Source organism: Seonamhaeicola algicola, assembly GCF_007997385.1.
Lineage (GTDB): Bacteria > Bacteroidota > Bacteroidia > Flavobacteriales > Flavobacteriaceae > Seonamhaeicola > Seonamhaeicola algicola.
This window is the reverse complement of sequence record NZ_VOSC01000012.1, coordinates 1-21,089: the sequence shown is the minus strand read 5'-3', so window position 1 is coordinate 21,089 and position 21,089 is coordinate 1. Positions and strand designations below refer to the sequence as shown.

At 32.7% G+C, this 21,089-nt stretch carries 21 protein-coding genes and 1 tRNA gene; 10 read left to right on the top strand and 12 right to left on the bottom strand.

The genetic code is table 11. The features are described from left to right. Positions 1 to 48: 48 nt before the first annotated feature. The 6 genes from FUA26_RS02655 (at position 49) to FUA26_RS02630 (ending at position 3,321) form a co-directional block, all read left to right on the top strand. Positions 49 to 136: transfer RNA gene (locus FUA26_RS02655), tRNA-Ser, on the top strand. Between the two features lie 72 nt (positions 137 to 208). Continuing rightward, the gene (locus tag FUA26_RS02650) at positions 209 to 982 is read left to right on the top strand and encodes a MotA/TolQ/ExbB proton channel family protein (RefSeq protein WP_147131207.1); all 774 of its coding nucleotides are present in this window, start codon (positions 209 to 211) and stop codon (positions 980 to 982) included. A 26-nt stretch (positions 983 to 1,008) separates the two neighbouring features. Continuing rightward, positions 1,009 to 1,455, top strand: coding sequence for a hypothetical protein (locus FUA26_RS02645; protein ID WP_147131204.1), 447 nt, complete (start codon positions 1,009 to 1,011; stop codon positions 1,453 to 1,455). 5 nt (positions 1,456 to 1,460) lie between these two features. Next, a complete protein-coding gene (locus FUA26_RS02640) occupies positions 1,461 to 2,048 on the top strand; it encodes an ExbD/TolR family protein (RefSeq protein WP_147131201.1) in 588 nt (195 codons plus the stop codon). A gap of 15 nt (positions 2,049 to 2,063) precedes the next feature. Continuing rightward, positions 2,064 to 2,540, top strand: a complete 477-nt coding sequence (locus FUA26_RS02635) for an ExbD/TolR family protein (protein WP_147131198.1) — start codon at positions 2,064 to 2,066, stop codon at positions 2,538 to 2,540. A gap of 88 nt (positions 2,541 to 2,628) precedes the next feature. Next, entirely contained in the window at positions 2,629 to 3,321 is a 693-nt protein-coding gene (locus tag FUA26_RS02630; RefSeq protein ID WP_147131196.1) for a porin family protein, read from the top strand. Here FUA26_RS02630 and FUA26_RS02625 read toward each other — a convergent pair. The 4 genes from FUA26_RS02625 to FUA26_RS02610 form a co-directional block, all read right to left on the bottom strand. Then, the gene (locus FUA26_RS02625) at positions 3,316 to 3,921 is read right to left on the bottom strand and encodes a hypothetical protein (RefSeq protein ID WP_147131193.1); all 606 of its coding nucleotides are present in this window, start codon (positions 3,919 to 3,921) and stop codon (positions 3,316 to 3,318) included. The two genes, FUA26_RS02630 and FUA26_RS02625, sit on opposite strands and share 6 nt — an antisense overlap. Further along, a complete protein-coding gene (gene rpoN / locus FUA26_RS02620) occupies positions 3,921 to 5,375 on the bottom strand; it encodes an RNA polymerase factor sigma-54 (protein WP_147131190.1) in 1,455 nt (484 codons plus the stop codon). Before rpoN ends, FUA26_RS02625 begins: the two co-directional genes overlap by 1 nt. An 88-nt stretch (positions 5,376 to 5,463) precedes the next feature. Beyond that, the gene (gene asnS / locus FUA26_RS02615; RefSeq protein ID WP_147131188.1) at positions 5,464 to 6,897 is read right to left on the bottom strand and encodes an asparagine--tRNA ligase; all 1,434 of its coding nucleotides are present in this window, start codon (positions 6,895 to 6,897) and stop codon (positions 5,464 to 5,466) included. Between the two features lie 100 nt (positions 6,898 to 6,997). After that, positions 6,998 to 9,400 carry an efflux RND transporter permease subunit gene (locus FUA26_RS02610; protein ID WP_147131185.1) on the bottom strand — a complete coding sequence of 801 codons (2,403 nt, stop codon included), beginning with the start codon at positions 9,398 to 9,400 and terminating at the stop codon, positions 6,998 to 7,000. 277 nt (positions 9,401 to 9,677) lie between these two features. On the opposite strand from FUA26_RS02610, the gene FUA26_RS02605 reads away from it, so the two are divergent. Further along, on the top strand, positions 9,678 to 10,124 hold the full coding sequence (locus FUA26_RS02605) for a hypothetical protein (protein WP_147131183.1): 447 nt from the start codon (positions 9,678 to 9,680) through the stop codon (positions 10,122 to 10,124). 18 nt (positions 10,125 to 10,142) lie between these two features. On the opposite strand, the gene FUA26_RS02600 is transcribed toward FUA26_RS02605, so the two are convergent. The 8 genes from FUA26_RS02600 to rplM all read right to left on the bottom strand — a co-directional run bounded on the left by FUA26_RS02600 (position 10,143) and on the right by rplM (position 16,318). Further along, complete coding sequence (locus FUA26_RS02600) at positions 10,143 to 10,481, bottom strand: hypothetical protein (protein WP_147131179.1); 339 nt, start codon at positions 10,479 to 10,481, stop codon at positions 10,143 to 10,145. A gap of 142 nt (positions 10,482 to 10,623) precedes the next feature. Further along, on the bottom strand, positions 10,624 to 11,895 hold the full coding sequence (locus FUA26_RS02595) for a hypothetical protein (protein ID WP_147131176.1): 1,272 nt from the start codon (positions 11,893 to 11,895) through the stop codon (positions 10,624 to 10,626). 71 nt (positions 11,896 to 11,966) lie between these two features. Next, on the bottom strand, positions 11,967 to 12,524 hold the full coding sequence (gene frr / locus FUA26_RS02590; protein WP_147131173.1) for a ribosome recycling factor: 558 nt from the start codon (positions 12,522 to 12,524) through the stop codon (positions 11,967 to 11,969). Positions 12,525 to 12,570: 46 nt separating this feature from the next. Next, positions 12,571 to 13,278 carry a UMP kinase gene (gene pyrH / locus FUA26_RS02585; RefSeq protein WP_147131171.1) on the bottom strand — a complete coding sequence of 236 codons (708 nt, stop codon included), beginning with the start codon at positions 13,276 to 13,278 and terminating at the stop codon, positions 12,571 to 12,573. Between the two features lie 130 nt (positions 13,279 to 13,408). Beyond that, the gene (gene tsf / locus FUA26_RS02580; RefSeq protein WP_147131168.1) at positions 13,409 to 14,383 is read right to left on the bottom strand and encodes a translation elongation factor Ts; all 975 of its coding nucleotides are present in this window, start codon (positions 14,381 to 14,383) and stop codon (positions 13,409 to 13,411) included. An 86-nt stretch (positions 14,384 to 14,469) separates the two neighbouring features. Beyond that, positions 14,470 to 15,237, bottom strand: coding sequence for a 30S ribosomal protein S2 (rpsB, locus tag FUA26_RS02575; RefSeq protein WP_147131165.1), 768 nt, complete (start codon positions 15,235 to 15,237; stop codon positions 14,470 to 14,472). 239 nt (positions 15,238 to 15,476) lie between these two features. Then, positions 15,477 to 15,863, bottom strand: a complete 387-nt coding sequence (gene rpsI, locus FUA26_RS02570; protein ID WP_147131162.1) for a 30S ribosomal protein S9 — start codon at positions 15,861 to 15,863, stop codon at positions 15,477 to 15,479. Further along, complete coding sequence (gene rplM / locus FUA26_RS02565; RefSeq protein ID WP_147131159.1) at positions 15,863 to 16,318, bottom strand: 50S ribosomal protein L13; 456 nt, start codon at positions 16,316 to 16,318, stop codon at positions 15,863 to 15,865. Before rplM ends, rpsI begins: the two co-directional genes overlap by 1 nt. Before the next feature lie 421 nt (positions 16,319 to 16,739). Here rplM and FUA26_RS02560 point away from each other — a divergent pair, with 421 nt between their 5' ends. The 3 genes from FUA26_RS02560 to FUA26_RS02550 all read left to right on the top strand — a co-directional run. Then, positions 16,740 to 18,371: an ABC-F family ATP-binding cassette domain-containing protein gene (locus tag FUA26_RS02560; RefSeq protein WP_147131157.1), complete on the top strand. Its 1,632-nt coding sequence runs from the start codon at positions 16,740 to 16,742 to the stop codon at positions 18,369 to 18,371. A 97-nt stretch (positions 18,372 to 18,468) separates the two neighbouring features. Beyond that, complete coding sequence (locus FUA26_RS02555) at positions 18,469 to 20,421, top strand: YgiQ family radical SAM protein (RefSeq protein ID WP_147131154.1); 1,953 nt, start codon at positions 18,469 to 18,471, stop codon at positions 20,419 to 20,421. Positions 20,422 to 20,551: 130 nt separating this feature from the next. Further along, on the top strand, positions 20,552 to 21,089 hold a 538-nt coding region (locus tag FUA26_RS02550; RefSeq protein ID WP_147131151.1), incomplete at its 3' end, for a type 1 glutamine amidotransferase domain-containing protein.

Below are 21,089 nucleotides of genomic sequence, written 5' to 3'. Positions count from 1 at the left end.
ATTTTTTGTTATTTCATCCCCCGTAATTAATACGATTGAAATATTTAAAGAGAGGTGGCCGAGTGGTCTAAGGCGCACGCCTGGAAAGTGTGTATACCTCAAAAGGGTATCGAGGGTTCGAATCCCTTCCTCTCTGCTGGTATTTTTTTTACATTAATTGCTTTTTTTATATCTTTAACACTTTAACTAATAAAATTAAGATCGAGACATGAAAAGATTATTTTCTATCCTAGCCATTACAGGAATGATGGTATTTGGAACTGCTAATGCAACTACAATTGCAACTACAACTACAGCTACAACAGTGGCTACAACAATTCAAGAAGATGCAGCTGCAGATGCTGGAGAGGAACTTGGATTTCACCAAGAATTAAAAAAGAGATTTATTGAAGGAGGCCCAGGTTTTATGGGTATTGTATTGTTATGTTTAATTCTAGGTTTAGCAATTGCTATTGAGAGAATTATCTTTTTAAATCTTTCTACAACTAATACAAAGAAATTAACTCAAAACGTAGAAGATGCTTTAGCTTCAGGAGGTGTAGAAGCAGCTAAAGAAGTTTGTAGAAACACAAAAGGCCCTATCGCGTCTATTTTCTATCAAGGTTTAGATAGAACTGATGAAGGTATTGAAGCTGCTGAAAAAGCTGTTGTTGCTTACGGTGGTGTACAAATGGGACAATTAGAGAAAAACGTTTCTTGGATTTCATTATTTATTGCTTTAGCACCAATGTTAGGTTTCATGGGTACGGTAATTGGTATGATTCAGGCATTTGATAAAATTGAGGCTGCAGGAGATATGCAACCATCATTAGTTGCTGGTGGTATTAAAGTAGCACTTTTAACAACAGTATTTGGTCTTATTGTGGCTATTATTCTTCAAATTTTTTACAATTATATTATTGCTAAGATTGATAGTATAGTTAATGATATGGAAGATGCTTCTATAACATTAATGGATCTATTGATCAGAAATAAAAAGTAATAGTATAATTAAATAATATTTGAATTATGAATTCACAAAAAATAATTAGTATCATAATGGGTATTGTAGGGGCGCTCTCTGCTGTATTCCTATTTATGATCATCAGCACAGGCGATGAAGCCATTAAAGCTGGAGAAGCAAGTGGAGCAGTAAACTCATTTATGTATATTGCCTATGCTATTTTAGCACTTATTGCAGTTATCGTTTTAATTTTTGTTATAAAAGGCTTATTTGCTGGTAACATTAAAAAAACATTATTATCTGTTGGTGCTTTCTTAGCAATAGTTGTTATCTCTTATGCGATATCATCTGGTACAGATTTAGATTTAAAACCTTTTATTGAAAAAGGAGAAGATGTAACTGAGGCTACATCTAAAAACGTAGGTGCGGGCTTATATACATTTTATGTGTTAGCTATTTTAGCAATTGCATCTATGGCGTACTCAGGAGTTAAAAAAATATTTAATAAATAATAATTATGGCAAAAAGAGCAGCACCAGAAGTTAATGCGGGCTCCATGGCCGACATTGCCTTCTTATTATTAATATTTTTCTTAGTAACAACAACTATTGAGGTAGATTCTGGTATTAACCGAAAATTACCTCCAATGGAAGAGTCTGAGGACAATGTAATAATTAAGCAAAAAAATATCTTTACAGTATTACTTAATGGTAAAGACCAATTGCTTGTTGAGGATGAATTAATGGAGTTGAAAGATTTGAGAGCAGCCGCTATTGAGTTTTTAGATAACGGCGGAGACGGATCTTGTGATTACTGTAGTGGTAAAAAAGACCCAGCTTCATCTGATAATCCTGATAAAGCAATCATTTCATTAAAAAATGAAAGAGAAACCACTTATAAAACATACATTGCTGTACAAAATGAATTAGTTGCAGCTTATAATGTTTTAAGAGATCAAAGAGCTAAAAAGCTTTACGGAACTTCTTTTTCTGAAATGGAAGCAAACTATAAAGATGTTAATTGGCCAGGGAACAAAGATAAACTGAAAGAGAAGATAGACAGAATAAAAACTGAATATCCGCAAAAACTTTCAGAAGTACAATAATTTAAATTTACTAATATGTCTAAATTTAAAAAGAAAAAAAGCGGCGCTTTACCGGCTATATCAACAGCATCTTTACCTGATATTGTTTTCATGTTATTATTCTTTTTCATGGTTGCAACAGTAATGAGGCAAAATACCTTGATGATTGAAAATAACTTACCATTTGCAGATCAGGTTGAAAAGCTTGATAAAAAAGATTTGGTTATGTATATATATGCAGGAAAGCCAAGTGACAATTACAAGCAATATGGTACAGAAGCAAAAATTCAATTAAATGATAAATTTGCTGATGTTAATGAAATAGCAGCATTTATAGCAGCTGAAAGAGCTTCTAAAAGAGAAGAATTAATTCCTTTTTTAACTACAGCTTTAAAAGTTGATAGTGATGCAAACATGGGGTTAATAGGTGATATTAAGCAAGAGTTACGCAAAGTAAATGCACTTAAAATTAACTATACTACCAAAAAAGGTAGTGTGTTAGGTAACAACTAGTTTACACTCTTAATTTTATAAAAAAAGGCGTTTTGAAATTCAAAACGCCTTTTTAAATTTATAGCGTTTTATTATAATAACTTAACTGATGAAGTTTTTTATAGCCATCATTTTTATTTTAGGATTCTCATCGCAAAATGTTGCTCAAAATATTAAAGAGCAAAAGCAAGTTGTGGACTCGTTGTATAAAGAAGATCAATTTTATGCTGGTGTAACTTATAATTTGCTTGCTAACAAGCCTAAAAATATGAATCAAAACGGCTTTTCTCTTGGGTTTCATATAGGCTATATTAAAGATATACCAATAAATAAACGCCGAAATATAGCATTGGCATTAGGCTTGGGGTACTCCTCTAATTCATACAACCAGAATTTGTTAATTAGTGAACAAAGCAGTACCACTAACTATTCAATTTTAAATGATAACTCATTTTCTAAAAACAAGTTTTCAAATCATTTAATTGAAATACCTTTTGAATTTAGGTGGCGAACATCAACACCCACAGATTATAATTTCTGGAGAATTTATACAGGTTTTAAAGTTGGCTATATTTTTAGTAACTCAGTAAAGTATAAAGGTGAGTTGGGTGATTTTAAACTTAAATCTGTTGATGATTTTAATAAATTTCAGTACGGTTTAACGCTAAGTGTAGGCTATAATACTTGGAATTTACATGTGTATTATGCATTAAATAATATGTTGAATGATAATGCCACTTTAAATAATGCTACAATAGATATGAATGCCGTTAAAATAGGCCTTATGTTTTACTTTTTATAGCCAATACGGTATTAGTATTAGCTGAGGTAACAAACCAATAAACAAGCCCATTACAAGCTCTTTTAGTGAATGTGCCTTAACATGAAGTCTTGATGTTGCAACAGCACCTATTAAAACACTCATAAACGCTAGTGTGTTGTTAAGGTTTAAGCTAAAATGAATGCTTAAAGCAATAAAAAACATAAATACACCACTTACAGCAATTATATGAATACTGGCCTTAAATTTAAATAAAGCAAGTGTTAAGCAAGCCATTGTAGATATTAAAATACCCACAAAAAAATAGTAAAGTTCTAATACTTGCGTAGGCGGTATTATGCGCTGCAAAACTATAATAATTACAGCACTGTTAAGCATTAACGGATATATGCGCTCTCGGGTGGTTTTTAGGTATATAGATTTTACTAAGCCTAAAGTTTTTAGTAAGAAATAAAGTAGAATTGGTAAAACAACAGTTAAAATTGATAGTGAAACTAACTTAGCCCAAACAATATCTTTTGGGTAATCTCTTGGTGTTATTAAAAAATAATAAATAACACCAAATAAAGGCATTAATAACGGATGAAAAACATACGAAATGCTTCTTAAAATAACGTTCATTATATTTTTTTTCGAAGTCTAGCCACCGGAATATCTAGTTGCTCTCTGTATTTTGCAACCGTTCTGCGGGCAATTGGGTAACCTTTATCTTTTAAAATACCAGCTAAAGTTTCATCAGTTAAAGGCTTTTTTTTGTCTTCTTCTTCAATAACTGTTTCAAGTATTTTTTTAATTTCTCTGGTAGAAACATCTTCACCTTGATCATTTTTCATTGATTCTGAAAAGAATTCTTTAATCAATTTAGTACCATAAGGTGTATCAACATACTTACTATTAGCAACTCTTGAAACGGTTGATACATCCATATCAATTTCATCAGCAATGTCTTTTAAAATCATAGGTCGTAACGTACGCTCATCACCAGTTAAAAAATAATCTTTTTGATAATGCATAATAGCACTCATGGTTACAAACAAGGTTTGTTGGCGCTGTTTTATGGCTTCAATAAACCACTTTGCAGCATCAAGTTTTTGTTTAATGAAGATAACAGCATCTTTTTGAGATTTCGATTTGTCTTTAGAATCTTTATAACCCTTAAGCATGTTGTTGTATTCTCTAGATACATGCAATTCAGGAGCGTTACGTCCGTTTAAAGTTAATTCTAATTCGCCATCAACAATTTTAATGGCAAAATCTGGCACAATATGTTCAATTATTCTATTGTTGCCAGCGTATGAACCACCAGGTTTAGGGTTTAAATGTTCTATTTCAGAAATAGCATCTTTTAGTTGTTCTTCAGAAATATCAAACTTTTGAAGTAATTTTTTGTAGTGTTTTTTTGTGAACTGCTCAAAAGCTTTTTCAATAATATTTATGGCTAATTCTACGTGAGTCGATTTTTCTTTACGGTGTAATTGAATGCTTAAGCACTCTTGAAGGTTTCTGGCCCCAACACCGGCAGGATCTAATTGATGTACAATTTTTAAAACGGACTCTATTTTATCTTCGGTGGTATACACGTTTTGTGTAAAGGCTAAATCGTCCATGATATCAGAAATAGACCTTCGGATGTATCCGCTTTCATCAACACTTCCTACTAAAAATACAGCAATATCACGCTCTTCATCATTTAATCTGTAGGTGTTTAATTGGTTTATTAAGTGTTGTGTGAATGATGTACCTGCAGCGTAAGGCATGGTTTTATCGTCATCATCACTACTATAATTATTGGCGTGGGTACGGTAATCAGGTATTTCATCGTCACTTAAATATTCGTCAACATTTATGTCTTCGGCATTAATAGACTCGTTATCATTAAAATCATCACTATTATCAAATTCAGCATCAAAATCATCCTTAGATTCTTTACCGCCTTCAAGTGCTGGATTTTCTTCTAATTCTTGTTTTAAACGCTGCTCAAAAGCTTGTGTAGGCAGCTGAATCAATTTCATTAATTGAATTTGCTGCGGTGATAGCTTTTGCGATAATTTAAATTGTAAATGTTGCTTGAGCATATTTTGATTGGGTTTTACTCAATTTAGAGTAGTTAAAAGTATAAAAATTCTTTTAACTACAATAGCTATACCATAATCAAAATAAAAGTTAAAATTCTGCGTTATGCGGAGTTCTTGGGTATGGTATTACGTCTCTAATATTACTCATGCCAGTTGCAAACATTACTAAACGCTCAAAACCTAGGCCAAAACCAGAGTGTACAGCGGTACCGTATTTACGTAAATCTAAATACCACCAAAGTTCTTCTTCAGGTATATTTATGGCAGCCATTTTTTGTTTTAAAACTTCTAAACGCTCTTCACGTTGTGCACCGCCAACAATTTCGCCAATGCCTGGAAACAATATATCCATAGCGCGAACGGTTTTACCATCATCATTTAAGCGCATGTAAAAGGCTTTAATATTTGCTGGGTAATCAAATAATATTACAGGGCATTTAAAGTGTTTTTCAACTAAAAAGCGTTCGTGTTCACTTTGTAAATCGGCGCCCCATTCATCAATTAAATAATTGAATTTTTTCTTTTTATTAGGTTTGCTGTTGCGTAAAATATCAATAGCTTCGGTGTAGCTTACACGTTTAAAGTTATTATCAGTAACAAACTTTAATTTTTCAATAAGCGACATGTCGTTTCTTTCGGCTTGCGGTTTTGTTTTGTCTTCATCTTGCAAGCGTTTATCTAAAAACTCTAAATCTTCAGCATTGTTTTCTAGAATATATTTAATTACATATTTTAAAAAATCTTCAGCTAAATCCATGTTTCCTGCTAAATCCATGAATGCAACTTCAGGTTCAATCATCCAAAATTCTGCTAAATGGCGTGATGTGTTTGAGTTTTCGGCTCTAAAAGTTGGCCCAAATGTGTAAACTTTACCTAAAGACATTGCGTATGTTTCGGCTTCTAATTGTCCAGAAACAGTTAGGTTGGTTTCTTTACCAAAAAAATCTTGGGTGTAATCTACCTTACCATCATTGGTTTTTGGTATGTTATTGTGGTTTAAGCTTGTTACTTTAAACATTTCGCCAGCACCTTCGGCATCACTACCGGTAATAATTGGTGCATGCATGTAGTAAAAGCCGTGTTCATTAAAATATTTATGAATTGCAAATGAAAGGGCAGAGCGTAAACGCATCACAGCGCTAAAGGTGTTTGTTCTGGTGCGTAAATGAGCGTTTTCTCTTAAAAATTCAAACGAGTGTTTTTTTGGTTGAATTGGGTATGTATCGGCATCACAATCTCCTAAAATTTTTAAGGATGTAACTTGAATTTCAACACTTTGTCCTTTGCCTTGGCTTTCTACTAAATTTCCTGCAACCTGTATGGCAGCACCTGTGGTAATGCGTTTTAAAAGAGATTCATCAAAATTTTCAAAATCTACTACACATTGTATATTTTTTAAAGTAGACCCGTCATTTAAGGCAATAAATCTGTTGGCTCTAAAGGTTCTAACCCAACCTTTAATTTCAACTTCTGTATGTACAATATCTTGAGATAATAATTCTAAAACGTTAAACTGCTGCATTTATATCAAAATTTTGAATGTAAATATAAAAAAAGCCTTTCGGCTTCCAAGTTTAAAATAACTAAAAATTAAAATTCTATAACTAAAAATTAAGAAAAAGTTATTTTTTGAAATCGTCATCGGCATCATCTTCCTCAGGAATGATGTTAATTGGCGGTTTTCGTAAAACTTCTTTATTAGCAATACTACGCTCTAATGATAATAAAAGTGATGGTAGTAACAATAAGTTTGAAAGCATTGCAAAAAGTAATGTAGCAGATACCAGTGCGCCTAATGCTACAGTGCCGCCAAAACTTGAAATGGTAAATACCGAAAAGCCAAAAAACAATACAATAGATGTGTAAAACATACTTACACCGGTTTCGCGTAATGCACCGTAAACCGATGTTTTAATTTTCCAGTTATTTGCTTGTAATTCTTGTCTATATTTTGCCAAAAAGTGAATAGTGTCATCAACCGAAATACCAAAAGCAATACTAAACACTAATATGGTTGATGGTTTTATAGGTACGCCTAAATAGCCCATTAACCCAGCTGTAACTAGTAAAGGTAATAAGTTAGGAATTAGTGATACAATAATCATTCTTGCCGACCTAAACATGTATGCCATAAATAATGATATTAATAAAATGGCTAATGATAATGATATGGCTAAATTTTTAACTAAATATTTGGTGCCTTTTTGAAAAACTAAAGCTTTACCCGTCATGGTTACATTGTAGCGTTCTTTTGGGAATACTTTGTTTATTTTATTTTGAAGATTTTCTTCAATACGTTCCATTTTATCAGTGCCAACATCTTTCATAAATGTTGTAATTCTGGCATATTGCCCTGTGCTATCAACAAAATTATTAAGCAAATCTACGTTTGAAGATGAGTTTTTTGCGTATGATAAAATAAAGCTATTTTCTTGTGAGGTGGGTAATTGATAATATTTTGGATTGCCGTTGTAATATGCTTGTTTTGAGTATTTAACTAAGCTAACTACTGATATGGGTTTTGATAACTCGGGTGTTTCAATAATTAAGTCTTCTAACTCATTCATGCGTTTAAGTGTAGAGAGTTTCATAACACCTTTTTTGCGTTTGGTATCAACTACAAATTCTAAAGGCATAATGCCGTTAAATTCTTCTTCAAAAAAACGAATATCTTTAAAAAACGTTGCTTCTTTGGGCATGTCTTCTACTAAACTACCCGAAATACGTATTTGATAAATACCAATAAAACTAACGGTTAAAAGTAATACAGATATTGCATAAATAGCAATGCGCCTTTGTTTAACCATCCATTCCATCCAGTTTACAAAACCACCAATCCAGCGTTTATTTAAATGCTCTAAATGCCTGTCTTTTGGGTGTGGTAAAAAGGTGTAAATAATAGGTATTATTAACAAACAAAGTATAAATATGGCCAAAATACTTAATGATGCTACTATACCAAATTCTTTTAATAAGGTGCTTTCTGTAAGAATAAAAGTTGCAAAGCCCGATGCCGTTGTAACATTTGTCATTAAAGTGGCATTACCAATTTTAGTAATAACACGCTGTAAACTTTTTACTTTGTTACCGTGTAATTTTACTTCGTGTTGGTATTTGTTTATTAAAAAAATACAATTAGGTATACCAATAACAATAATTAATGGCGGAATTAAAGCTGTTAAAACTGTAATTTCATAATTAAATAACCCAATTATACCAAGTGTCCACATAACACCAATACAAACCACAATTAGTGAAATGAAAGTAGCCCTAAACGATCTGAAAAAGAAAAAGAAAATAACCGAAGTTACCAATAAAGCAGCAATAACAAACCAGTTAATTTCATTAATTATTACTTGAGAGTTTAAGGTGCGAATGTATGGCATGCCCGAAACTCTTACATTTAAATTGTAAGTAGTTTCAAAAGTTTCAATATCATTTTCTAAAATATTTAAAACAAAGTTTTTTCTGGCAGGAGTGTTTACAATATCTTTTTTAAGATAAATGGCGGTTCTAACTGTTTTTGTTTGTTTATTAAACAAAAAATTATCGTAAAACGGATATTGATTAAATAATTGGTTTTGAAGTTTTTCAATTTGCTGTAAAGAAGCCACAGAATCTTTAATAAAAGGCTCTAAACTAAATTTTTCGTTTTCAGTATCTTTTACAAGTTTTTGTAAATCTTTTATAGACACTACGGTTTCAACCTCGTTATATTTTTTAAAACTTTCAGATAATTTATTCCAAGCATTAAGTTTTTCAATAGTAAACAGGGTAGTATCTTTAACGCCAAGAATTATTAAGTTGCCTTCTTCACCAAAAATTTTTAAAAAATTATTGTAAGTAATATTTACCTCATGGTCATCTGGTAGTAAGTTAGCTTCAGTGTTGCTAAAGCGCATGTTATCCCATTGGGTACTAAAAAAAACTGTAGCTGCAATTATAGCTACAAGAATACCAATTTTGTTGCGCAAAATTAGTCTTGCAATAATATCCCAAAAGTCTTTGCTAAATAGTTTAAACATACCTTATTATGAAAGCAGCGCAAAGGTAGAAAAAACAATGTATTAAGCTACCCCAAATAGCCATAATGTTAGGTTAAATGTTTCAGATTAATTTTTTTTAAATAAAATTATGAAATGTATGTAATTAGTAATGAGTGTTTTAATGAAAACGAATGCTTTTTTATTTGTTAAAATACTGATATTAAGCATTTTAATTTTTTGGCATACAATTTGGTATTAAATTAATACAGCGTAAGCCGAAAAGCTTAAGAGTAGGCAAAACTAAAATACCCCAATCATGAAAACTAAAATTACTCTGTTAAGCATATTTTGCTTATTTTTTACATTAACTACGTTTGCTCAAAAAAAGCATGGTCCTTTAAGCTTTATTAAAAATAAGGTTACTATTGAAAAATACCATAATGCTGAAGATTTAAAAAATATGCCTAAAGGCGAAGTGTTGAATTTGTATATGGAGCGAGTTGAGGCTTTAACACAAATAATTCCTTACATGGCGTTTGCAACAAAACCGGGCGTTACCATGGCAACTTTAGGTATACCAAATAGTAATGAAAACAGAAAACAATTAGAGGCACAACATGAAAATGCCGAAAATTATTTAGAAGGCACTGTTGAGTTTCAAAAAGTATTATTACCGTATTCTGATACCAGTAAACTAGTTGCAGCCGTTTTGTTTTATGAAAGCATTATGAAATCTATTCACAGCTATGAAGATTTCTATTAATGGTTTCTAATACTTTATTTACCAACTATCATTGGTTTTTTTCAGTACTACAGCTGCTGTAAATGATGTTCGGTTGGTGTTAAGTTTTACTTTCTTATTATTAAGCCTTGTTTTTACATAGTTAATTATTTTAGGTTGTTGCGGGTATACGTTTACCACATTAATTTTGTGATTACCATCAATGTTAAACTTAATAATAATTTTTACATCTTTTTCTAAAAAGAAGTTAGGGTTGTTTAAAAGCATTGCAACTTTTACACGCAGTTTATGCTCGGGGTCTGTTTCACTTAAAGTATTAAAAGCATTGCTAGTAATTACATTAAAAAATAAAAAAAGTAGTAGTACACTTTTTGCCATAATTTAAGTTTTAGGTTAAGGTAGATTAAGGGTAGCGCAAATATATTTTTGTAAACTATTATTGCTATTTCTTAGGTGTTATTATACTTTAACCTAAACGTTACTTATTTATTTGTTTTTTGTAATGCTATTAACAAAAAATTTACATGGTAATATTGAAAGTGAATTTAAATGCTACATTATCAGTAAAAGAAGGTAAATGGTAAGCACCGTAACGATATGTGAAGCTTAAACCAAAACCAAACAAGAGTTTGTTTATTTCAAAGCCCGACTCTAAATAACCTTTATCTAATGTATTGAAGTTTATGTTTTCGTGTTTTTCAGGTTGTTCCATATCACCAAGGGCAAACCGTGTAATTAAAACTAGCTGTGGGTTGTTACGCTTATAAACATCAAAAGGTTTTAAAAAATGTTTAAACTGAAATGTTGTAAACTTATCAGAAAAAAACTCATTAAAATACATGGTTTCAAAACTATTTAAACCCGCTACCGAAAAGCGTTGCATAATAGTTTGTTTTGTAATATTGTTAGGGTAAGCATGGTACATATGTGTTATAGGTACATTGCCATTGGCTAAACCAGCAACTAGCGTAATTTCAGAGAAACTATCGTTATCAGTTACAAATAACCTGTGTAAAGCTCTAAAATCTATTTTAGAAAAGCTAAAATCACTATTAAAAGCGTTTCTCAAACTTTTTGAATACTGTAGTGAAAACTTTGGGTATCCAACAACGGTTTCGGCATAATCATTTTCACTATTAAAACTACTAAACGGACTCCATTGAAAAGATGCTTTTGCCATTGTTAACCTAAATTTTGTTAGGCTTGTGTTATTTAAATTGTAGCTATAGCTATATGTTGGTTCAATTTTGCTAACCGAAAACTCTACCTCAGATGTTAGTTTGTTAAATAATTGATGCTCTAAATTTACAGCTTTTGTAATGTGTTTATGAAACAAATCAATGTTTAATAATCTAGGTTCAAAAAACTGAAAAAAGCGTCCGTCAGTTAAAAATTTGGTGCTTCCTGTTTCTTGTACATCATCGGTGTATGAAATGTTTAACCAGGTGTTTGTTTTTGGTGCTATTTTTAAACCGCCACCAATACTATATTTAAATCTGTGATCATTAAAGCCGTAAACGGAATAGGCATTAATTCTAAAACTTTCAGAAAATGCTTTGTTTGTAACACCACCAATACCAGTTCTTATGCCTTCATATTGGTTGAATTTTATAAGATATCTTAAATCGAAATTAAAATATTTTGTGGGTAAGTAGCCATTTCCTAAATGTTTTAAAAAAACAGCTTTTTTTGTACTGTCTTGCTCAACAGTTGTTTCTTCTTTTAAAGATGATTGTGCATTAATTATGTTAAAACAAACTATTGCAATGCATAATAAACAATGTTTTAACATATATAAATTAAGGTGTTTAAAATTATGAAGTAAAAAAAAGCGGTTTTTTAAACCGCTTTTTTTTATATTTTTTAAACGGTCATTATTTCTTTTTCTTTTACACTGTAAATACTGTCAACCTTTTTAACGTAAGAATCTGTCATTTCTTGTATATCAATTTCAGCATTTCCTTTTTGATCTTCTGAGGCGTCTTCTAACTTTTTAATGTCGTTATTGGCATCTTTTCTAGCATTTCTAATACCAATTTTAGCATCTTCAGCTTCAGCCTTAGCTTGTTTAGCTAAGTCTTTTCTGCGCTCTTCAGTTAATGGTGGTACGTTAATTATAATGGTTTCACCATTATTCATAGGGTTAAAACCTAGGTTTGCTAGCATAATACCTCTTTCAATTTCTTGTAGCATAGCTTTTTCCCATGGTTGTACAGTAATGGTTCTACCATCGGGTGTGTTTACGTTTGCTACTTGGTTTAGTGGTGTTTGCGAGCCGTAATAATCTACCATAACGCTGCCTAACATGGCAGGACTTGCTTTACCAGCTCTAATGTTAACTAATTGTTTTTCTAAGTGTTTAATAGCACTATCCATAGATTCTTTAGTGCTGTCTAATATAAATTGTATGTCTTCGTTCATTAGTATTAATTTTTTAAAGCGAAATAGTTCAAAAATTACGCCAAATTTATACGTTAACTACGGTGCCTATTGCTTCACCTGATACTACTTTTAATAAATTTCCTTTTTTATTCATATCGAAAACAATTATTGGTAATTGGTTTTCTTGACTTAAAGTGAATGCTGTTGTATCCATTACTTTCAACCCTTTGCTTAAAACTTCATCAAAAGAAATAGAGTTGAATTTTATAGCTTCTTTATCTTTTTCAGGGTCTGCGGTGTAAATACCATCAACACGTGTGCCTTTTAAAATAACATCGGCTTCAATTTCTATAGCTCTTAAAACAGCCGCAGAATCTGTTGTGAAATATGGGTTGCCTGTACCACCACCAAAAATAACTACGCGTCCTTTTTCAAGGTGTCTCATAGCTTTTCGTCTAATAAAAGGTTCAGCTACTTCATTAATTTTAATTGCTGTTTGTAATCTGGTTGGTAGGCCAGCATCTTCTAAAGCGCTTTGTAAAGCTAAACCGTTAATTACTGTAGCTAACATACCCATGTGGTCTCCTTGTACTCTGTCCATGCCGTTACTAGCCCCAGCAACACCTCTAAATATATTACCACCGCCAATTACTACGGCTACTTCAACACCTTTATCGGTAATTTGTTTTATGTCTTTAGCGTATTCTGCTAAGCGTTCAGGGTCAATTCCGTATTGGCGGTTACCCATTAAAGCTTCGCCAGATAATTTTAGAAGTATTCTTTTGTATTTCATTACATTGTTTATGAGGTTGTGCAAATATACAAATAGATTTTACACAGAAATATTGAAAGTTTATTTTAAGAGTATAAAAAAAGCGGAATCAAAATGAATGATTCCGCTTTTTTTATATTTATAAAGTTAATTACCCTAAAGTAACACGTTTAAATCCTGAGATTTCAACATCGCCATAAGAAGCTACATATTTTTCAACTGATACTTTATCATCTTTAATAAAGTTTTGGTTTAATAAACATTGTTCTTGGTCTAAAGTTGTGTTATCAGAAATGAAACGTTGCATTTTACCTGGTAAAATTTTGTCCCAAATTTGTTCTGGTTTCCCTTCAGCTTTTAACTCAGCTTTAGCATCTTCTTCAGCTTGTGCTAATGCTTCAGGAGTTAATTGTAGTTGAGAAATGTATTTAGGTACGTTTTTAAGTGTTTTACCTAAACGCTCTAACTCTTCATTATCTTTTTCAATAGCTGCAATTCTGGCTTCAGTTTCAGAAGCAACGTAAGCAGGATCAAAATCTTTGTAAGATAATGTAGTTGCTCCCATAGATGCAATTTGCATTGCTACGTCTTTAGCTAATGTTTCAATATTATCAACTACGCTAGAAAAACCAACAACAGCAGCAATTTTGTTAATGTGTACGTATGAACCAACGTAAGCAGCTTCAACTTTTTCAAAAGCATTGATGTCTAGTTTTTCACCAATAACACCAGTTTGTTCAACTAATTTATCAGCAACAGTCATACCCTCAAAATCAGCAGCTAAAAATTCTTCTTTAGTTGCACAGTTTAAAGCAAGTTCACCTAATTTATTAGCAAGTGCTAAAAAGTTTTCGTTTTTTCCAACAAAGTCTGTTTCACAACCTAAAACTATAGCAACACCAACAGTGTTATTATCATTTACTTTTGCTACAGCAGCACCTTCACTAGATTCACGGTCTGCTCTTTTAGCAGCAACTTTTTGTCCTTTTTTACGTAAAACCTCAATAGCTTTATCAAAATCACCTTCAGCTTCAACTAAAGCTTTTTTGCAGTCCATCATACCTGCACCTGTAGCCTTTCTTAGTTTGTTAACTTCAGCGGCTGTTACTTTTACTGTAGTACTCATAGTAATTATTATAATTTAAAAAAGTCGTTCAATTTATTTCTGCAAAGAAAAGAACTAAACGACTTATTTGTGTTGTGTAAATGTTATTATTCTTCTTCCTCTGCGGCTACTTTTTTAGTAGGAGCAGTTTTTGTTTTTGAAGCACCTTCTGCTGCAGCTTCTTTTTCTGCTTTACGCTCTGCTAAACCACCAGCAACTGCTGCTGTTACATGCGTTAAAATTTTATCTATTGATTTAGAAGCATCATCATTTGCAGGTATTACATAATCAACTTGACGAGGGTCAGAGTTGGTATCAACCATTGCAAAAATTGGAATGTTTAATTTTTGAGCTTCTTTAATAGCAATATGCTCACGCTTAATGTCTATAACAAATAAAGCACCTGGTAAACGTGTCATGTCACTAATTGAACCTAAGTTTTTTTCTAACTTAGCTCTTAAACGGTCTACTTGTAAACGCTCTTTTTTTGAAAGTGTGTTAAATGTACCGTCTTTTTTCATTCTATCAATAGAAGCCATTTTTTTAACAGCTTTTCTAATAGTAACAAAGTTTGTTAACATACCACCTGGCCATCTTTCAGTAATGTAAGGCATGTTAATAGCGCTAGCTTTTTCAGCAACAATATCTTTTGCTTGCTTTTTTGTAGCAACAAATAATATTTTACGTCCTGAAGCAGCAATTTTTGCTAATGCAGCGTTTGCTTCTTCAATTTTAGCTGCGGTTTTGTAAAGGTTTATAATATGGATACCGTTACGCTCCATGTATACGTAAGGCGCCATATTTGGGTCCCACTTACGTGTAAGGTGTCCAAAATGTACACCTGCTTCAAGTAATTCTTTTACTTCTACTGCCATTTTTGTAATAGTTTACGTTCTGTTGAATTAGCAATGTTCCAGTTGGCTTTTAGTTTAAAACTATTGGCTGTTGGCTTCATTTAGATGCTAAACTAAGTCCTGCTTTTGGCAAGGAACAACAATAACTAGTTTTTTATTTGTCCTGATTTATTTCAGGAAATTAATTGTTTTAATTTAAAGTTTATTTTAAAGACACTTTTGCTAGGCATAGCGCCGTAAATAAACTTTGAAAAAGTGAATTAACGTTTAGAGAACTGGAATTTCTTACGCGCTTTCTTCTGACCGAATTTTTTACGCTCTACCATTCTTGGGTCTCTAGTTAATAAACCTTCTGGTTTTAAGATAGCTCTGTTTTCAGCGTCCACCTCGCATAAAGCACGAGAAACGGCTAAACGAACAGCTTCAGCTTGACCAGTAATGCCACCTCCATATACATTAACTGTAATATCAAAGTTGCCATCATTGTTAGTCAAAGCTAATGGTTGCTTTACTTTGTACTGTAAAGTAGCAGTAGTAAAGTAATCCGCTAAGTCTTTTTTGTTTACTGTTATGTTTCCCTGTCCTTGGGCAACATACACACGAGCAACAGCCGTCTTTCTACGGCCAATTTTGTGAATTACGTCCATTATTTGAATTCGTTTAAGTTAATTGCTTTAGGTTTTTGAGCTTCGTGTTTGTGCTCAGTACCTACAACAACTGTAAGATTACGGAATATAGCTGCACCTAATTTGTTTTTAGGAAGCATTCCTTTTACTGATTTTTCTACTAATCTTGTTGGGTTTTTACCAAACATTTCAGTAGCAGTTAAACTTCTTTGTCCACCTGGGTAACCTGTATGACGGATATATGATTTATCTGTCCACTTGTTTCCCGTTAAGTTGATTTTTTCAGCATTAACAACAATTACGTTGTCGCCGCAATCAACGTGTGGTGTGAAGTTAGGCTTGTGTTTACCTCTTAAAAGTTTTGCAACTTTAGAAGCTAAACGACCAAGCGTCTGACCTTCAGCGTCAACTAAAACCCACTGTTTATCTACAGTTGCTTTGTTTGCTGAAATAGTTTTGTAGCTTAATGTGTCCACACTAATTAATTTTATTTATTAAACATTCCTCTCTAAAAAAGAGTTTGCAAATTTACGATTATATATTTGATTACCAAATTCTAATTACATGTTTTTTTTCATTGAAAATCAGGCTGTTTAAAAAGTTTAAATAGAGGTTTGTTTATTAATATCCTTCAATTTGTCATTTACACATTTATTAAATACGTTATTAATACAATTAGCCTTGATAAAAAATGTTAGCTTTTTGAAGTTAACAGCATTTATAATTTATACTGCTATTAAAGTTATAATTTGATGAATATACAAAGTATTGAATGCTAATTCACGTAACTACTTATAACAATTATTAGAGGTATTGTGAAAAATTAGTATTACTTCAAAAAAAATCAAAGATTTATCTTTCGGCTTTTAGTAGTTTTGCGCCTTTAAAATTAAAGCTATGATTTCTGTAGATAATTTAGTTGTAGAATTTAGTGGTCACACCTTATTTAGTGATGTGTCTTTTACTATAAATGAGAATGATAAAATTGCCCTTATGGGTAAAAATGGTGCTGGAAAATCTACAATGATGAAAATTATTGCTGGTGTTCAAAACCCAACAAAAGGTAATGTTAGAGCACCAAAAGATGCCGTAATAGCTTATTTACCTCAGCATTTATTGACCGAAGATGATACATCAGTTTTAGAAGAAGCATCAAAAGCATTTAGTCACGTTTTTCAAATGCGAGATGAAATGGATGCGCTAAATAAGCAACTTGAAACCAGAACGGATTACGAATCTGATGAGTATATGAAAATCATTGAGCGCGTATCAGATTTGGGTGAAAAATATTATGCTTTAGAAGAGGTTAATTACACCGCCGAAGTAGAAAAAGCGTTGAAAGGTTTAGGTTTTAAGCCTGAAGATTTTAATAAACCAACAAGCGAGTTTTCTGGTGGATGGCGTATGCGTATTGAGTTGGCGAAAATTTTACTTCAAAAACCTGATTTAATTCTGCTTGATGAGCCAACTAACCATATAGATATTGAATCGGTAATTTGGCTAGAAGATTTTTTAGTGAATAAGGCCAAAGCAGTGGTCGTGATTTCGCATGATAGAGCGTTTGTAGATAATATTACAAACCGAACTATTGAAGTAACCATGGGTCGTATTTACGATTACAAAGCAAATTATACCCATTATTTGCAGCTTCGTGAAGATAGACGAGCGCATCAAATAAAAGCTTATCAAGAACAACAGAAATTTATAGCCGATAACCAAGCGTTTATTGAGCGTTTTAAAGGCACCTATTCTAAAACCAATCAGGTGGCATCTCGTGAGCGCATGCTAGAAAAACTTGAAATTATTGAGATTGATGAAATCGATACATCGGCTTTAAAGTTACGTTTTCCAAAAACACAACGTTCGGGCGATTATCCTGTAACGGTAAAAGATGTATCTAAATCCTATGGTGATCACGTAGTGTTTAAAAATGCAAACATGTCGATTGCGCGTGGCGAAAAAGTGTGTTTTGTTGGTAGAAATGGTGAAGGAAAATCTACGATGATAAAAGCCATTATGGGGCAAATTGATGTAGAGGGCACTTGCGCACTTGGTCATAATGTTCAAGTAGGTTATTTTGCGCAAAACCAAGCCGCACTTTTAGATGAAGACTTAACTATTTTTCAAACGGTTGATGAAGTTGCCAAAGGCGATATTCGTACGCAAATAAAAAATATTTTAGGTCGTTTTATGTTTAAAGGCGACGATATCGATAAAAAAGTTGGTGTGCTTTCTGGTGGTGAAAAAACCAGGTTAGCCATGGTGAAGTTGCTGCTGGAACCTGTAAACCTCTTAATTTTGGATGAGCCCACTAACCATCTCGATTTAAAATCGAAAGATGTTTTAAAAGATGCTTTAAAAGAATTTGATGGTACTTTAATTTTAGTATCTCACGACCGTGATTTTCTTCAAGGCTTATCAAAAAAAGTGTTCGAATTTAAAAATCAACGTGTTATTGAACATTTTGAAACTATTGATGACTTCTTAGAACGTAACCGTATTGAAAACATTAAAGCCCTCGATTTATAATTTTTTCACTAAAATATACTGCTATTGTGTTGCATTTGTGTGGTTTAACAGGCGTGTTTGCAATTAAGTAGTAATTTCTATTTACCTTTGTGCCGTTATGCAAGAAGAATTAAGACTTTCTAGTTGGTTACCTACCACAAATAAAGAGGTGAAAATTCGCGGATGGGAAGAACTTGACGTTATCCTATTTAGCGGTGATGCTTATGTAGATCATCCAACCTTTGGTCCTGCAGTAATTGGACGTTTGTTAGAGAGTTTCGGACTTAAAGTGGCTATCGTGCCACAACCCAATGTTAACGATAATCTTCAGGATTTTGTTAAGTTGGGTAAACCGCGTTTATTCTTCGGTGTAACAGGCGGTTGTATGGATCCTATGATTAGCAACTACAATGCTAATAAAAAACGTCGCGATAAAGATGCCTACACGCCAAATGGCGAAATTGGTTTTAGACCAGATTATGCATCTACGGTTTATAGTAAGATTTTAAAAGAAAAATGGCCAGATACACCAGTTTTAATTGGAGGTATTGAAGGTTCCTTACGTCGTGTGACGCATTACGATTATTGGAGCGACCAATTAATGCCAACTATTTTAGAAACCTCTAAAGCCGATATGTTGGTTTACGGCATGGGTGAGCAACCATTACGCGAAATTGTGCGATTATTGGAACGTGGTGTACCTTTTAATAGTATCAATACGGTAAACCAAACGGCAATTCTTATTAATGATGAAAACGATATCCCAAAAAACAAGAATTGGGAAGATGTTGAAATAGCTTCACACGAAACCTGTTTAAAAGATAAAAAGGCTTACGCATCTAACTTTAAGGTTATCGAGCAAGAGTCGAATAAATTAGCTGCAAGACGAATTTTCCAAAAAGTAGGTAATAAGATGCTGATGATAAATCCGCCTTATCCTACAATGACGGAAGCAGAGATTGATGCCTCTTTCGATTTGCCTTACACACGTTTACCGCATCCAAAATACAATAAGCGCGGACCAATTCCTGCTTACGAGATGATAAAAACGTCTATAAATATTCATCGTGGATGTTTTGGTGGATGCAGTTTTTGTACCATTTCGGCACATCAAGGAAAATTTATAGCGAGTCGTAGTAAAGAGTCTATATTAAGAGAAGTTGATAAAGTGGCGAATATGCCAGACTTTAAAGGCTATTTATCTGATATTGGTGGACCAAGTGCGAATATGTATCAAATGAAAGGTAAAGTACAATCCATTTGCGATAAATGTGTTGCACCAAGTTGTATTTCACCAGTAATTTGTAGCAATTTAGATACGTCTCATAAACCGTTAACCGAATTGTATCAAGCGGTTGATAGTCATCCGAAGGTAAAAAAATCGTTTATCGGTTCTGGAATTAGACACGATATGTTGGTGCCAGAATTCAATAAAAATGCTGACCCAAAAGAGTTAGATGATTATACCGAAGAAGTGATGACAAAGCATGTTTCTGGACGACTTAAAGTAGCGCCAGAACATACTAGTGATCCTGTTTTGAAATTAATGCGAAAACCGTCTTTTAGTTACTTTCATAAGTTTAAAGAACGTTTTGATAAAATTAATATCAAGAATAAACTGAACTTACAGTTAATTCCGTATTTCATTTCAAATCATCCTGCATGCGAAGCCGAAGATATGGCAAATCTTGCTGCCGAAACTAAAGATATGGGCTTTCAACTAGAGCAAGTTCAAGGTTTTACGCCAACACCAATGACGGTTGCAACGGTGATTTATTACAGTGGTTACCATCCATACACGCTTAAAAAGGTAAAGACGCCAAAAACCAGAAAGGAAAAAGACGAACAACACCGTTTTTTCTTTTGGTATAAAGATGAAAACAAAGCTTGGATAAAAAACACGCTTAATAAATTAGGAAGACAAGATTTACTTGATGTTTTGTTGCCTAAAAAAGATGAAAAATGGCGTAAAAATAAACCAGGTAAAACTAAAAACACCTTTAACGATGCTGTGCCTTTTAATCAGCGAAAAAATAAGGCTAAATTCCGAAGTAAAAAGAAGAAACGCTAACTCATAAGTATTTAAGATTTCTTAACAATAGTTGTTAAGCCTAGGTTAATCCACACTCATTTTTTGGTTTTGGTTGATATATCTGTTAGTTTGAATGGAGAATTATTAACCCAAAAAATCACAAATGATAATGGAAAATTTAGAAAAAAAGACCGTTGCAATTTTAGCAACCGATGGCTTTGAAGAAAGTGAATTAAGAGAACCTAAAAAAGCGTTAGAAGAGGCAGGAGCTGATGTGCACATTGTGTCTTTAAAAACTGGCGAAATTAAAGGTTGGGATAACGGAAATTGGAGTAATGCTTACAAAGTAGATAAAACTCTAGACGAAGTATCGCAAAGTAATTATAATGCTTTAATGTTGCCAGGAGGCGTCATTAACCCTGATATTTTAAGACGAAATGATATGGCTGTAAATTTTGTAAAATCGTTTTTTGAAAATAAGAAACCTGTAGCAGCAATTTGTCATGCACCATGGCTGTTAGCCGAAGCAGATGTTTTAAAAGGACGAAAAGTAACATCATACAATTCTATTAAAACCGATATTGAAAATGCAGGAGCGCATTGGTTAGATGAAGAAGTTGTTGTAGACGAAGGTTTAGTAACAAGTCGTTCACCTAAAGATTTACCAGCATTTAATGCTAAATTGGTAGAAGAAGTCTATGAAGGTA